Annotated in this window: 12 protein-coding genes; 8 read left to right on the top strand and 4 right to left on the bottom strand. The window is 46.1% G+C overall.

What is annotated here, in order from left to right; genetic code table 11:
• Nucleotides 1–8 precede the first annotated feature (8 nt).
• From OM95_RS11105 to OM95_RS11085, 5 genes are all read left to right on the top strand, one after another.
• Nucleotides 9–1,727: an ABC transporter ATP-binding protein gene (locus tag OM95_RS11105; protein WP_041873727.1), complete on the top strand. Its 1,719-nt coding sequence runs from the start codon at nucleotides 9–11 to the stop codon at nucleotides 1,725–1,727.
• A gap of 138 nt (nucleotides 1,728–1,865) precedes the next feature.
• A complete protein-coding gene (locus OM95_RS11100; RefSeq protein WP_291516169.1) occupies nucleotides 1,866–3,422 on the top strand; it encodes a sigma 54-interacting transcriptional regulator in 1,557 nt (518 codons plus the stop codon).
• Between the two features lie 272 nt (nucleotides 3,423–3,694).
• A complete protein-coding gene (locus OM95_RS11095) occupies nucleotides 3,695–4,564 on the top strand; it encodes a hypothetical protein (RefSeq protein ID WP_041873712.1) in 870 nt (289 codons plus the stop codon).
• 32 nt (nucleotides 4,565–4,596) lie between these two features.
• Nucleotides 4,597–5,631 carry a phosphotransferase gene (locus OM95_RS11090; protein ID WP_291516167.1) on the top strand — a complete coding sequence of 345 codons (1,035 nt, stop codon included), beginning with the start codon at nucleotides 4,597–4,599 and terminating at the stop codon, nucleotides 5,629–5,631.
• On the top strand, nucleotides 5,628–6,632 hold the full coding sequence (locus OM95_RS11085) for a sugar phosphate nucleotidyltransferase (RefSeq protein ID WP_041873706.1): 1,005 nt from the start codon (nucleotides 5,628–5,630) through the stop codon (nucleotides 6,630–6,632). Before OM95_RS11090 ends, OM95_RS11085 begins: the two co-directional genes overlap by 4 nt.
• A gap of 54 nt (nucleotides 6,633–6,686) precedes the next feature.
• Here OM95_RS11085 and OM95_RS11080 read toward each other — a convergent pair whose 3' ends face one another.
• From OM95_RS11080 to OM95_RS11070, 3 genes are all read right to left on the bottom strand, one after another.
• On the bottom strand, nucleotides 6,687–7,715 hold the full coding sequence (locus OM95_RS11080) for a hypothetical protein (RefSeq protein ID WP_041873704.1): 1,029 nt from the start codon (nucleotides 7,713–7,715) through the stop codon (nucleotides 6,687–6,689).
• A gap of 8 nt (nucleotides 7,716–7,723) precedes the next feature.
• A complete protein-coding gene (locus tag OM95_RS11075; RefSeq protein WP_291516165.1) occupies nucleotides 7,724–9,265 on the bottom strand; it encodes a hypothetical protein in 1,542 nt (513 codons plus the stop codon).
• Nucleotides 9,266–9,358: 93 nt separating this feature from the next.
• Nucleotides 9,359–11,587: a Tad domain-containing protein gene (locus OM95_RS11070; protein WP_041873703.1), complete on the bottom strand. Its 2,229-nt coding sequence runs from the start codon at nucleotides 11,585–11,587 to the stop codon at nucleotides 9,359–9,361.
• Between the two features lie 120 nt (nucleotides 11,588–11,707).
• Between OM95_RS11070 and OM95_RS11065 the strand changes: the two genes are divergently transcribed.
• Nucleotides 11,708–12,586, top strand: coding sequence for a hypothetical protein (locus OM95_RS11065; RefSeq protein ID WP_041873701.1), 879 nt, complete (start codon nucleotides 11,708–11,710; stop codon nucleotides 12,584–12,586).
• 3 nt (nucleotides 12,587–12,589) lie between these two features.
• Nucleotides 12,590–13,705, top strand: coding sequence for a beta-N-acetylhexosaminidase (gene nagZ, locus OM95_RS11060; protein WP_041873699.1), 1,116 nt, complete (start codon nucleotides 12,590–12,592; stop codon nucleotides 13,703–13,705).
• Nucleotides 13,706–13,750: 45 nt separating this feature from the next.
• Here the strand turns inward: nagZ and OM95_RS11055 are convergent, their stop codons facing one another.
• Nucleotides 13,751–14,269 carry a hypothetical protein gene (locus OM95_RS11055; RefSeq protein WP_291516164.1) on the bottom strand — a complete coding sequence of 173 codons (519 nt, stop codon included), beginning with the start codon at nucleotides 14,267–14,269 and terminating at the stop codon, nucleotides 13,751–13,753.
• A gap of 821 nt (nucleotides 14,270–15,090) precedes the next feature.
• Between OM95_RS11055 and OM95_RS11040 the strand changes: the two genes are divergently transcribed.
• Nucleotides 15,091–15,573, top strand: coding sequence for a hypothetical protein (locus OM95_RS11040; protein WP_041873690.1), 483 nt, complete (start codon nucleotides 15,091–15,093; stop codon nucleotides 15,571–15,573).
• The last annotated feature ends 105 nt before the right edge of the window (nucleotides 15,574–15,678 follow it).

The raw sequence follows: 15,678 nt of genomic DNA, 5'->3' as shown, positions 1-15,678 counted from the left end.
GGAAAAAGATGTTACCTGAGATCAAAAAGTTAGTCGTCGAACTCAAACCATACAAAAAAACGATCGCTATTGTCGCGGTGGCCGGAGTCGCCTACGCCTTGGCGGCTGCTAAGTTTGCTTTCATGACGAAATCTTTGTTCGATGCACTTTCGGCTTCCAATCACCAGGAAATCTTGAACCTAGTTCCCTTGGCGTTGGGACTTGCGCTAGTGATGGCAGTTGGTCGCTACTATCATATTTATCTTATGAACTATGTTGCCGAGTGCGTGGTGCAAAACATCCGTCAGAAGTTGCAACAGAAATTCATGAGCTTGAATCTTTCTTTCCACAATAATTATCACGCGGGCTCTGGCGGTCTGATCAGTCGTATCTTAAATGATATTCGAACCATTCAAGACGGCTTGCGCGTTGTTGCGGATATTTTCCTGCATCCTTTATTGCTTATCGCTCTGGTCACGAACCTTTTCCGCATTGACTGGAAACTTACGCTGGGCACGATGATTGCCGTTCCGTTCATTGCAGGGATTCTAAAATCCATCTCTCGCAGTATGAGAAAATATATTCCTCAGGAACGAGATGCCTTAGAGTATATGACGTCGACAATCAAAGAAAGTTTGGATGGCGTACGCATTATCCAGTCATTCAATCTTGAAAAGGACATGGCGAAACGTCTGATCGATGATTCCAATAAGTATTTGGATATCCGCAAAACGATTTACAAACGCCAGGAAGCCGCTGGCCCCGCGACTGAGCTTATTGCGACCTTCATTCTTTTGGGCGTCCTTCTTTACACGAGCTTTGAAGTGGCCGCGGGCAGAGCAACGCCAGGAACTTTCATTGGATTTTTGACTTCGCTTTTAATGATCAATCAACCCATCAAGCGAGTTCAGGAAGCTTACGTACGCATTCAGGAAGTCACTATTTCCGTGCAGCGTATTTTTTCAATTATCGAGGATCCCTCTGAAGTTCCACAAAGTCCTGCCAACAAACCTTTTCCTAAAAACTGGAAGAAGATCACTTACCGCAACGTCAGCTTTTCTTATGGCAAAGACATGATTCTTAAGAACATCAATCTTGAGATCAATCGCGGTGAAGTCGTCGCTTTGGTCGGAGCCAGCGGCAGCGGTAAGTCCACAATTGTAAATTTACTAGAAAGATTCTTTGACGCCACTTCAGGCGAAATCTTGATAGACGACACAAACATCCTGGATCTAAATCTTCAGGATCTGCGTCGCAACGTCGCTCTGGTTACTCAAGATGTCTTCCTTTTCAGCGACACCATCGAAAAGAACATTTGGGCCGGAGATTACAATAGAAGCCGCACTGACGTAGTGCAAATGGCGAAATTAGCTAACGCCCACGACTTCATTATGAAAATGCCCAAAGGATATGAAAGCCGGGTCGGCGACCGCGGCAATCTGCTTTCAGGTGGTGAAAAACAACGTATCAGCATCGCCCGGGCAATGTTTAAAGATGCTCCGTTGCTTATTCTAGATGAGGCGACTAGCGCCCTAGACACGGCCAGCGAGATCGAAGTGCAAAAAGGCCTGGATCATTTGATGGAAGGCCGTACGGCCCTGGTGATTGCTCACCGCCTATCCACTATCCAAAAAGCTGACAAGATTGTCGTTTTAAAGAACGGTGAGATCGTCGAAGTTGGGAATCATAGTCATCTTTTAGGCCAGCAGGGCGAATATTTCCGCTTTCACAGCCTCCAACATACTTAATTTCTCAGATTGAGACACTCGATCCAAGCTTTTGCAGGATTCGCACTCATTTTAGACAGTCCCACCTAAAGTTCGTCTACTTTCTTGACGATAAAAGATTTGACACTTTTTTCGTCACTGACTGAAAGGAACGGACTTATGATTAATTGGGATGAGTTTGAACATATACATGTGATTAACAAGCTCAAACAGATTCTCAGCGCTTGGTGGAACATTGACGTGGTTTTCACTGATGAGCGCGGCGCTTTGAAAGGTTATGACTCTGATAAAGTCACCTTCAACAATCCAGCGATCAATGCTCTTGTTAAAAAAGAAGCCGGTCAATCCAGCATTGCAGAGCTGGTTACAAAATCTTTGGATGATCTAAGAACTTCGCAAAATCGCTACAGCCTGCGCAAGTGGGACATGGTTGGCTTTGATGTCGGTGTTTTTCCGATCATGATCGATAATGATTGTGTGGGCACCGTTGTTGCGATGGGATTCTTCCGTGACTCTAACTACACCGACCGCCTGACTGAAATTCGTGAACGCCTTGCCGCTTTCGGCATGTCTGGCGAAGTGATCGAAAAATGTTTGGGCAAATTAAAATTCCTGGACGATCAGGATCGTGCTCACTTCAGCGAGCTTTGCGAATTGGTTGCACAAGAGATTGTCACCCTTCACCTTGAAATTTCTTCTCGCGAAGACCGCATCAAGGAGTTAAATAAGGAACTTGGCAACCGCTTTAAATATGACAACATGATCGGCAAATCCAAGCCCATGCAATCACTGTATGCACTTCTTGATAAAATCAAAGGTGCGGATTCGACAGTGTTAGTGCAAGGTGAAAACGGTACGGGTAAAGAGTTGATTGCAAAATCAATCCACTACAACTCGAACCGCAAAGACAAACCGTTCATTATCCAGAACTGTTCCGCATTCAATGACAACCTTTTGGAGTCTGAACTTTTCGGTCACGTGAAAGGGTCCTTCACGGGCGCTCTTAAAGATAAAAAAGGTCTTTTCGAAATGGCGGACAAAGGGACTTTCTTCCTGGATGAAATCGGTGATACTTCGCCACAAATGCAGGTTAAGCTTCTGCGCGTGTTGCAAGAAGGCACTTTCACTCCGGTCGGCGCGACAGAACAAAGAAAAGTGGATGTACGCATCGTTGCGGCGACAAACCGTAACTTAAAAGAAATGGTTGAACAAGGTACTTTCCGTGAAGACTTGTACTACCGCTTGAATGTTATCAACATCCGCGTTCCGCCTCTTCGTGAAAGAAAGGAAGATATTCCATTCCTTGTGGATTTCTTCTTGAATAAAATCCACGACCAGCAAGGTGGACCAAAACGTCAGATCACAAAACGCGCCTTGGAAAAATTGTATGACTATCCATGGCCAGGTAACGTGCGTGAGCTGCAAAATGAAATCGAACGACTTTGCGTTCTTTCCGGCGACGAAACGAAGCTAATGGCAGAATTGCTTTCTCCAAAGGTTTTGGAAGCAGGCGAAAAGAACAAAGTTCAAGGATCTCGTTTGCAAGGTAAGTTGAAGGACGCCTTGGAAGACTTAGAACGCGAAATGATCCGTGAAGGACTTCGCCGCACGGGTTGGAACAAATCCAAACTTGCCAAAGAGCTGGGCATCAGCCGCGCCGGTCTTATCATGAAAGTCGAAAAATACGGCCTTGATAAGCGTAAGCTGGCTCGCTAATTAAAAGTCACATTCTCAATTAAAAAGCCCCGGGTAAAGCCGGGGCTTTTTATTTTGGAAGACATGACTATCTTACGGTGACACTTCCTGCACCTACCCTAAATATTTTACCGATATGATCGAAACTTAGCGGGTTTTAGAATCCCTTTGGGGCGCACATTCTTTAAACACCCCGAAGACCTAAGTGCTCGTCATATCGAAGATATTTCCAATGACACAAGTTTTGGCATCAGTCTTGTAATGAAGAGGTTTGAGTGTAAGGGGACGTGGGTATGCAGAACTCAACATTGGATAGCTCTTTCGTAAATCGATTGAAGCAAATTCTAGCAAGCCGCTATGGGAAGGGTTTACAGATTCGTCAACTGATGGATCTGGCAGAACTGGGGACCGAGGATATGTTCACGCGAGGGCGTGATCTTCACATCCCAATTCGGGTGAACGGCGCTGTTTTAGGAACAGCGGTCGTCCCGTCCGCAGATGATCTCAATAGCGAAAAACGCCAAGGGGTGGCTCAACTGGTTCGCATGGTGCTAGAGCCTGCCATGTACAAATGGTATCTCGACCAAAAGGAATCAAACCTTCTGGAGCTCAGTAAGGCCAATCTGACTTTGGATAATGTGGCCTTGTTTGGCGATGAGCCGCTACTTTCTATTGATGAAATACTGAGCGAGCCCGATCTGGATCTAAACGAAGGTCTGGCTCCGGAATTGATCTCTCATTTAATTCATCTGGAAGGACGTTCCGAAAATACTAATAAGAAAGTAGCCTTGCAGTTACATGAAATCACCGGCCGTTGGGCTTTTGTTCCCTTTGATGACATTAAGGGACAACTTCATTCAGAGCAGGATATCGCCAAGATGGGCGCTATGACAATTTTCGTAGAGAACGTGGAAAAGCTGAATACTTCGGAACAAGAGCTTTTGATGGACTATATTGCAGAAGAGCGCACGTCTGAAGAGCCTTTGATAATCACAAGTTCTTCGGTCTCTTTGGATGAATTGACCCGTTCTGATTTGGCCTCGAACCTCATCGATGAACTTTCCGTAAATTGCTTTGAGGTAGATCGCGCACCCTTGACAACTCAAGGCCTTAAGGAGGTCCTGGAGCTCTTTTTTATGAGAGACTCCCAGATCGACGCCTAAAAGTTTATTCCTTGATAATCATCTGAGTGTCTGTGAGAATTTTTCTTATGGTCACTCATGATGAATATTTAATCCCATTTCTTTCGCGCTCGCTGAAAAGCGACTCTTATAAAGTCTTTTCCTTGGCTGGCGACGCTTCAAACCGCCGTTATTATCGAGTGGTCTTGGATCATCAGTCATGGGTGTTGATGCGATGGGAACCCTTTCAACCTGACAACTATCCTTTTTTAAGCGTTCTTAATCATTTTGCAAAAAACGGCGTACACGTTCCTGAAGTCATTGCGATGTCACCGGAAGAGGGCCTGGTTCTGCTTGAAGATCTTGGTGATCTGACCTTAGAAAGAAAATTCTGGGAAAGCCAAAATCAGGAAGCGGCGATGGATTTCTATCAGATGGCGATAGACGAGGTTGTGAAAATTCACCATCCCGCTACTTTGAACAAATCAGACTGCACCGCTTTCAAAATCGAATTCAATACCGAAAAGTTTCTGTGGGAAATGAATTATGGAAAAGACAACCTGATTCACGGCGTTCTCAAATTTCAATTTAATGAAAAGCTACAGAAAGAGATCGGCGATATATTCTTAGATGTTTGCACACGTTTGGATAAAGAGCCCAAACGTATCGCCCACCGAGATTATCATTCGCGAAACCTCATGATCAAACTTGATCAGATGAGCGTTATTGATTTCCAAGATGCGCGCTTGGGTCCCATTCAGTACGACCTCGTCAGTCTGATGCGGGATTCCTACGTAGACATGACCGACGATATGGCCAATAAACTTTTGGAATATTATTTGGAAAAATCCAAACAGTACCTGCCCAAAGATTTTTCTAGAGAACACTTCGACCGTATTTACGAACTGCAATCCATTCAGCGTTGCTTCAAGGCCTGTGGCAGCTTCGCAAGTTTCTTTCACTTGCGTCAAGACCGCCGTTATCTGAAGTATCTGTCGGGAACACTTCGACGTGTTATGAAGGCTATTAACGAGTTCCCTGAATACAAAACTTTTGCGGATGTCCTGATCGACTCCGGTGCCCTTGAAAGAAAGTACGAATCACTATGAATGTGATGTTGCTTGCTGCGGGCGAAGGCACCCGTCTTCGCCCCTACACAACAGTGTTACCTAAACCTGCGATCCCTTTTTTAACAATCCCCCTGGCCGCACATGCTTTAGGCTTTTTACGAGAAATTAAAATCGAAAAATTGGTGGTCAACACCTTTCACTTACCAAAGAAAATCCACGAACTTTTCCACAGACTTCCTCACAAAGCCGAAAGCCTACATTTCTCGAATGAAACAGGTGCTATTTTGGGAAGTGGTGGCGGGCTGGGACAGGCTCGAGCACATTTTCAAAACGGCGGTGACTTCATTATGATGAACGCGGATGAAGTCATTCTTCCGCAGGATCCTTCCGTCTTGGCGAAAGCTATCGATCTTCATTCGCAGACCAAGGCCTTGGGCACTTTGCTGGTGATGGATCACCCCGGTGTCGGAAGTCAGTTCGGCGGTGTGTGGACGGATGCCCAGAACAATGTTCTGGGATTTGGCAAACAACCCATTCCCGGAAGTGCAAAAGCTTGGCATTTTGTTGGTGTGCAAATTTTGTCTGAAGAAGTCTTTTCTTTCATTCCGTTGGCAGGCGAATCTAATATTTTGTATGATGCTTTGACTGTCGCGATTCAAAAAGGGTTTACGGTAAAGGCATTTCCATTTCAGTGCAGCTGGTTTGAAACAGGCAATCCCGGTGATTTTTTAGAGGCCAGCAAAAAGTGCTTTTCTTATCTAGCCTCTACTGAAGATTCTTTTCAAAAGCGCGCTTTAACGGCGAATATTCAAGAGTATGCGCCAAAGCCCGTGCATATCACGCTTGAGTTTGGTGGACAGCGCATGATTTCGGATGGGGCCAAGATCGATATATCTTCGCATATCGAGGGATTTTTTTGTATCGGCTCCGGCAGCTCTGTGGCCTCTGGTTGTCATCTTGAAAATGTAATTGTCGGCGATGGCGTTCAGGTCAGCGCAGGCACCAAAGCTAGTAACACGTTCTTTCTGGAAGACGTATAAAATAAAAAACGGTGTTGAACCAACACCGTTTTCCTCGTGACATTTATTTTTCTGTTACTTTTGCAATGCAAGTTCTGCGTCGGTAAAGAAGGACTCTTGGCTTTCTTTTACTTTGTATCTTCGAGTCATCATTAAAAATATACTGTCAGCGGCAACACCGATCGGCTCGCCATTGTAGTTCTTCTGCATACCCGCAAGACTTGAAGGATCGCGATCAAGAGCGCCGCGACCACCGCCAGCTCCGGCATAAGCACCTGAGCCATCTGTGCTGTCATCAGAATATCCTGATGGTCCAGAGCCAGAGACACCACTACCGCCACCTTCATCAAATCCGTTGGCCGCAGTCTTGGCTCCTAGTTTCAACTTTTCCATTTTTTCAGCCGCTTTTTTCTCAATAGCTCCCGCAAGAGACATCAAACCATCCACGGCACCCGAAGGAATTCCTGCTGCCGCCATCGACTCCTTAGAGGCGAAGTCTGAAAGTTTATAGGTTTTGTCACCCACTTTAGCAGTTCCAGCCTTCGCGTTAATCACGCCCATATTCTCAAGCTTCTTTAGATTCTTCGCGGCCGCAGCAGCGTAAGGATCTTTTGCGGCGGCACCCAGGTCATTGGGGTCATAGGTGGTATTGTCTGTATTCAAACTTCCCAAACCATCTGTATCGAGGCCCGTGATGTTTGCCATCCCGGCTGTTTTACCGTGAGCGCCCCCCTGTTTCATTGACAACATTCCAAGCATAACTTCGAAAACGCCTTTGGCAATCAAGGGCACATTACATCCAGCCGGAGTTCCGCAAGGTGCTGTTCCCGTTGAAATGTCATTCGTACCCATCGCAATAAACATACCGCCCGTCAAAAATGACATTGTTTTACCATCACTATTGGAATCATTGGTTTTATCAGCAGAGTCATTTACGGAAGGCTGACCACCACCTGTAGTCTCAATACCCTTAGATGCGCCAGAACCCGTGCCCGGAGCCTTGTGTGTCGCATCGGGTGCCGTCACCGTCGTCGCCTCAGCCAATACAACAGAAGGGCACGCCAAACTTAATGCACAAATGTATTTGATAAAAGTGTTCGTCACTGTGCCCCCTAGTTATTCAACAACGTATTTTTATTATCACGGTAGCGTTCTTTAATTTTTTCCCAGTTGGATTTGCCACCTTGGCCGGTCACTTCGTTTTTCCAAGCCTGTTGCTGACCCGCAAGACCTTTACTTGGATCTTTGGCTCCGCCGGGAAGATAAGCGCGATATTTATCACCACTACCTCCACCGAAACTACCGAAGCCCCCCCCGCCGCCGCCACCGCCAGCACCACCAAGGATATTTGTATCTAAGCCTTTTGCTGATGCTTCAGACGGTTTATCGCCACCACTACTATTCAAGCCGCCACCGCCGCCTAAACCAGCGCTGCCGCCGGAAGGAGCGCCCGGCAAACCACTGTCACCACCACTGCTGCCGCCCGTCGGTGAATCAAGGCCAGGAATACCGCCCCCGCCAAGACCGGCAACACTGCGATCGCCTGTTACGTTTGTTTTATCAGTTGATCCTGTTGATAATCCCGAAATTGTAGAACTTTCACCCGGCTTTTCATAACTGTTAGCACAACCTGGAGTTCTTGGATTTGCCAAACAAATACATTCTGGCAAATTCGCATTTGCGGAGTCTTTACATTTTTCTTCGGTCGAAGCTGTCGTCGTGGGGGTCGAGCTACCACTAGTATCTTCGTCACATTTTTGACCTTGCTTCATTGAATTTGCCAAAGACATAATTCCCGTGCCGGCAGAAGCCAGAAGCTGAGCGTATTTACCCGTGCACAAACTCACTTTTCCCGATATGGACTTCTTATCGGCCTTATCTTGTTCTTCTTTGGTATAATCGACAACTCTTTGAAGGTCCTTCGCATAGGCTTCTTTCGCCTCAGCACATGCAGTCATATCCGGGCCTGTCAAAGGCGCACACTGCGTGGACTTTGCCGCTGCCGCAGCAAACTTTTGCATTGATTCCAAGCCCGACCGAGCTTTTACGCAAGAAACCCCGCAGCCCGCCTTCATGACACCACAGGCAGACGTATATGCTGTCAAACCCGCTTTTGCGAGGTCCATGGCTTTTGCAAAGCCACTACATGAATCATTAACCGCCATGCCTCCTAAAGTAGAAAGAAGGATATTGATATTAGAAGCTGTTGAAGCAAGATCGGGGCTCCAGTCTTCCAGACAGACCGTCGAGGCACGAGAATGGTTGCTTAAGCAAGATTGTCGCCAACCAGCATATTGCTCAAAGCCTTCTCTAATCTTTTCAAACTGATCGTTGACCATTCCTTTTTGTTTGTAGGTTTGAATGTTGGTAGAGATACCTTCCATAAGGGATTTAATTTTGTTGCAACTTTCGATTTTCCCTTTTCCTGCTTCATCCTTCCCAGGATTCGTTCCACTTGCACCGTTGGTCAGTCCGGTACCTGGTGCCGCGGCATTAGCCTTATCATCATCGGTGTCTGCACAATAATCACCACCACCAGCTCCTCCCCCACCGCCGGCTGCTGGAGCACTGGCCCCGCCACTTTGAGCAAATGCATGAGGAGTATAGAGACTCATCGAGCCCAATAATAAAAGTACAATGAATAGACTTTTCATGAGATTCCCCTATGTCTCACTTTTCGGACAAAGGTCTATTGATCTTAAATAATTTCTTGGTGTTGCAAAATGAGACGCTCTAAGCGGAAATAATTAGAATTCATCGTCAGGCGGCGGGGGATTCTTCAAAGGGCCCGAGCCCGCTGATTCTCCGCCAAGCTTTAAATCAGCAGAACGCAAATAATCCGAAGATACCATTTTTACCGCGTATCCCGTGGTTCCGCCCATAACACAATTTCCGGGGGCGGGAGGATTTGGCGCGTTGTTGTCAGCCCCTTTGGGCAAATCAGTACATTTACCAAACTTATTGGTATCCAGAGCGTAATTATTCAAACCTATCGGCGCCCACGAAGTTAAAACATGCTTCCAATCGCTGAGCGTGAATGTAAATTGATCTTTGACCAATCCCTTTGTATTCACCATATCACCGGGATCATTAATCACTTTAAATTGATCCTTGATACTGAATTTTTCATAATCGTATGCACCTTGCACATAGCCACGACGGTAGCCAAGATCAGGGCGCAAATCTTGAGTACTACTAAATGCAGTCCCCGGACCAGCAAAGAAGCCATCTCGCAATCGGGTATAATAGTTATGGTAGTAGTCCGGATCGATGGAATAGTAAGCCGCATCGAAAGTATCAGGCAGAATGGCTGCCGTTTCCAAAATTCTCATCGGCGATGGACGATTATTCACACGATCAAACGCCATGACATCACCGGATCCGCCTTTATTGATAAAGTCGAATGGCAGATCATCCCAGTGAGCAAAGTTGGGTGCATCAACACCGTCATAGACCGAATTGGAACTCGAAGAATCATTCGGAGCAGTTCCGTTTCTCCAGCCTGAATCTAATTCATAAATCGCTTTCCCGTAATAACCCAACATCTTATAAGTCTTCAAACCAAATTTATCGCCTACAAAACGACTGAAATTTGCGGCCCGAGTCTCTGTCCCTTCAGCACTTTCACTAATTGTAGAAAGAGCTGCCGTGTCCGTCACACGCGGAGCCATATTGGGATCCGTCTTATCGTTCGGGTTTCCCTCAGACCAATTTGAACCACGATTCCAGTTTTTATAGTACCACGGCCCAATTCTTCCCCCGAAAGGTTTGTAAAATGCACGGGCCTTTAGGGTTATGGCACCCAAAGGAGAAAATGGAATTTTTGGTTGTGTGGTCGCTGACACCCCCGTGTAAGCCATGCACCACGGATTCTTTTCGACACCGATAGAAAAGTTGAAGTTGTCATTAAGATTATCGCGATACCCAATCCACTCCGCCATTTTATCGATGGACGAACTCATTTCCGTGTTCGCTTTATGGTAAGGAAAGCTTTCTGGGTTGTTGGAGTGTTCCTTAGGAATAATCTTAATTTCGTTGTTAACACCGCACATGGTATCGATGTATCTAAAGCCCGGATAAATACGCACAGGCGTCAGCCATTTCGCTGGGGCTCCTTGATTCAAACCTTCGGCGTTACAACCATCTGCCCCTAAAGAGTTGAACATATCCATTTTAACCGTTGCACGATTGGCCGCCGTTAGATTATTAGCCAACGTTTTTTCAACACCAGTCTTAACACTTTGCCCATCGATATCGTAAAAGTCAGATTTCGTACCACTGGTCGCGCGCGAAAGATGTTTAATGGCTTCCATGCGATTGTTTTGATCTAAATTGAAACCAACTACAAACTTCGCAAGCATCAGATAGTTATAGGAACCAAAATACATGCAACGTTGAATTGCGTTGTTCTTTAGGACATTACTGGTTTTATCAATTTGTTTCGAGAAGGCCTGGTGAAATGCAATGACGCCAGGAGCATTCCAAAGACGCGTGGCCTTCAGAGAGGCCATATTACGGCAGGTATTTTCTCCGGGTGGCATCGGCTTAAACGGGATATAAGTAATACAAAACGGCGGCGCTATTTGATAGTCCCGGGCGATAGAATTCGATGTATTCACAACGTCTTCAAGCAGATTCGGGCGCAGCTGTCTTGTTGTCTTGTCATAGGGATGTTCGTACCACTCCCCCGCACTTCCTAACATGCGATAGCGCCACGCCAGCAGTTTCCAGCTTTGACGAATCTGATAATTCATGTGGGCGATGGCGTTCATGTTCTCTGCTTGTTTTGAGGCGGCGTAATAAGCCGCAAGATCCACAGAGTTTTGCAGATTGATTTTATGATGAACCAGAAGACCGACGTTGATTACCATCGCAAAGAATAGAAACAGAATTTGAAAAATCAAAGCCACGAAAAGGGCGACCTGGCCTTTGCGATTTTTTAAGTTCTGATTGAAGGTGCTTCGTCTGTTTAACATTGTGTTTACACATTGTCTCTTAGTCTGTCTCACGAAGCAATAACTCGACCTCTAAAACTTTGACTTGTTCTATAGTGAGATGACAGACTTTTGGACATAGTTCAACGGAGGAACTCGACGATGGTCCAATCCATTCTCCTCGCAGTCTGCGTGTCTTTTTTATCGCTAGCAGCCAAGGCAGAAATTCTATTTGAAGGGTATTCAAAAATCCTTTCGAACGATCAGCACATTGGCTATGTGATCAGTCGCTATGAGTTCGACGCTAAGAAGAAGCACTTTATTTCAACCTATTTTTTAAAAACCGGCAAAGGCCCAACGGAAGTAACGGAAAGCCTAAAAGCCATCGCGGATGCAGAACTCGGTCCTCTTTCTTATGAATACACAAATCTGGCTGGCAAAGAGAGCAAAACGATCGATGCTAAGTTTAAGAATGGAACTCTTAGCGGCGTCATCATTTCCGGGGGGAAAACGCAACGATTAGAAAAGAAAATCCCTAAGGGGACCTTTCTTTCGACCTTCTTGGTTTACCTTATGCTGAAAAGTAAAGAAGGCCTAAAGTCAGAAACCAACTATGAATATCAGGCCATTGCCGAAGAAGACGGAGCCATCACCAAGGGACAGGCTTTGGTCGGAAAAGAAGAAACCTACAATGGATTTAAAGTATTCAAAATTTTAAATACCTTCAAAGACATGAAGTTTTTAAGCTACGTCAACGATCGTGGAGAAGTTTTAGGGACAAACGCCATGGGACAAGGCATCACTACAGAGCTTGTCGCAAATCCTTCGGAAGCAACCGCGAATCTCCCCTACAGCGCCACGTTGTTGAAAACTTTATTTGGCAACATACCTGCGGGTCAGGCTAATGTTGTTTATAGATCTCTGAAATTGAAAGAAGCCGAGGCCAATGCTCCAGCACCGTCGAAACAGATGGGAGTTCCCCAGGGGCAAGGGATTATTATTAAAGCTCAGCCAGAGAAAGCGGATAACAAAGGAAATTAGCTCATGAGCAGTATCAGTCATATAATCGGTCAGCACTTTTTTATTGGAATCTCCGGACATGCTCTGACTGCAGAAGAAAAGAAATTTATCGTTGAGAACAATATTGGCGGCGTCTGCCTTTTCGGACGAAACGTAGCCGATCCGAAGCAAGTGCGTGAGCTGTGCGCTGAAATTCAATCCTTGCGTCATAGACAAGAAGAAAAAGCGCCTCTTTTTATCGGCATCGATATGGAAGGCGGTCGCGTCCACAGACTCAAATCACCCTTCACAGTCTGGCCACCTTTAAGAAAATTGGGTGAACTTGATGCCCCCACGGTCTCGTTCCATTTTGCCAACCGCATGGGGCAAGAAATGAAAGCAGTCGGTATCAACCTGGATTTTGCTCCGTGCGTGGATATATTTACCAACCAAGCCAACACCGTGATCGGAGATCGGTCCATAGGCTCTGATCCCGAACTGGTTGCCAAACATGTTTCTGCTTTGGTTCGTGGCTATATCAAGGCAGAGATTATCACCTGCGCCAAACACTTTCCTGGCCATGGCAACACAATTGTAGATAGCCACGAAGACCTTCCAGTAGAAAACCTGGATCTGGAAAGGCTTGAAGCCTGTGAGCTTATTCCGTTCAAGAAAAGTTTCAAAGCCCGCGTCGACATGGTCATGACGTCTCATATTAAGTTTCCGAAGATAGATCCGGATTGGCCTGTGACCTTATCCGAAATCTTTGTGCAAAAGATTATTCGTGATGAGTGTCGATATCGCGGCTTGATTGTGACCGACGACCTAGGCATGAAGGCCATGACAAAACACTATGGTATCACCGAGGTTCCAGTCCGCGCTTTACAAGCCGGCGTGGATCTACTTCTATATTGCAATGATCCTGAAGTTCCGCCCCAGGCCTTTGAAGCCGTTCTAGAGGCGACAGCTCAAGGCAGCCTATCCAAAGCACGTCTTGACGAAAGCTACCGTCGTATCATGGATCTGAAAAAAGCAAAAATTCCCAACCCGGAACCTTTGCCACTTAATGAAGTGATTAATATTGTCGGCCATCCCGACCATTTAAAAATTGCGAAAGCTATTGCAAGCGGACAGATGCCTGAAGGACTTCTACCAGAATAATTTCGCAATTAAAGTTTCAGCTTAAAATATTGCGAATGGGGTCCTTTATCTTATAAAGCGGTCAATGACCGCTTTATAACATTTTTCCTCGTCGGGCCACGAGGTCTTGCTAGAACAAATGTCTTTGTAAGACTCTCCCCCGCGAACAAACAGTTCAACCGCGCGCCCCAGACATTTGGCTCTGGCCTCGGCCAAATTCTGATACGAGCAGGACTCTGTGAGGACCTGCGCACGCATCCCCGGATGATGAGAAAAATCGTCCGCCCGGAAAAGAAGATTGTCATGGCATCTAATTTCGGCGAGCCAGGTGCTCAGCATAAGGCACATCTCTGTGCCTCTTTTCAAATAAGGGTACAGCGACGACATTTTGGCAACGACGTCACGGGCAATTTTTCCTCTACCGACATCATCATAACTATCACCGACGTCGCTGATTGCCGCTCGGGCTAATTGCACCTCAGAAAGCGAGCGCGAATTTTTTAAATACATTTCATAACATCTTCTTTCACGTCCCCATGCGGATGCGTAAGAGCAAACATCCGCAATATTAATCAAACCCCTCATCGCCGGCGTTTGGAGTCTGCGTAAAGTCACCCGATAGCATTTTGTGGCGGCCTCATCATTTACAAAGGAGACGCCGCAAGAAGCGATCGTCACTTCCTCGAATCTATTGCGCCCATAGGAAAAATGTCTTTCGCGAGAGAAGCTGTCTCGGTAGCATCTCGCGGCAGACTCAGCATTATTTGAAGCGCACATGTCCCTGACAAACGAAAGGTGGTCGTTTGCAAGTACATGGATGTAACTTTCAAAGCATCCTCGTTCAGTTTCCCATGTTGATAAAGTCGTGCAAATGTCCACGATATCTGAAGAACGAATCGTTTGTGGAACTGTCGAGGGAGATGTTCTAAATACATACTCCCGCTCGAAAGAGTCCAACCTGTTTCTTTCATGAAATGCTTGAGCCGGGTTTGGGAAAGTAGCTCTCCAGTCGTCTGGATTTGGAAGGTCATAAATGACCTCATTAAACGCACTCGTTGAAACCGCAAAAAATATAGCCGTCATTAGGACCACAGAAGACCAGGACCTCATACTCACTCCAAAGTTATATTTTGTTGATTTCGATTTTTCCGTGAGTACAGGTATCGCAATGACTTTCTTGAAGCAAAAGTCGTTCCCGAGGCAGATATTTATCCTAGGCCCACCAGAGAGTCTTTAGCATACTAAAGTTCTGTCTAAGTATTCCGCAAACGAGTCTTTTCGGCTTACCCGAAGTGCCCTTCTAGCGACTTAGTACAAACCTTTTACACCGGGAAGCTATTACGTAGCCTTTCACGCAGGAATTGTTTTTGCTGAACTCTTCATTGAACAATTTATTAGGAGTTTATATGAAATCAATTTTGGTAGCTTTGGTGACCTTGCTGGCAATGTCTTCGGCGTCTGCAGGGATTTTGGATAACACCCCTTTTGATCGTCGCACCCCTGTTGAAAAGTGCCAGGATCACATTGCTGATACCTATGGTGGTTATGCTGACTTGTTAGCTGGCTGTTCAGATATCCGCACTGATCAGGCGGTGAAGTGCTTGAAGGCTCTGAATCAAAAAGGCCACAGTATTTCGAGAACCAAAATCGCCATTTGCGGCCATATTAGAACAGATGAAGCACTTGTGGCTATAAACGCCGTTGTCAGTGTTGGGTTTGAGAGTGGGGATATGCTCACAGCGGCGAGTCTTGCAGACACCAAAACCGAAGCGGCCTGTGTTTCTGGTCTGATTAAAAATGCCTCGAAGATTTCCGTGAAGAATCTTGTCAGCTGTAGTGACGACGGTGTGTTCGCATTTCTCAAGCGACTGGCTCAGGTGTCGTTCTAAGAAGTCCTGACAATCGCCCGTACAGCCCTGAAAAATATTCCTGATCACCCAGGTCCAACTAGAACCAGATGGTTCTAATGTGGCCTGGGAATTGATAGTGCAATC

Origin of the sequence: Bdellovibrio sp. ArHS (genome assembly GCF_000786105.1) — a bacterium.
Lineage (GTDB): Bacteria > Bdellovibrionota > Bdellovibrionia > Bdellovibrionales > Bdellovibrionaceae > Bdellovibrio.
Note: the sequence above shows the minus strand (reverse complement) of the source record. Positions and strands in the feature narration are given on the sequence as shown.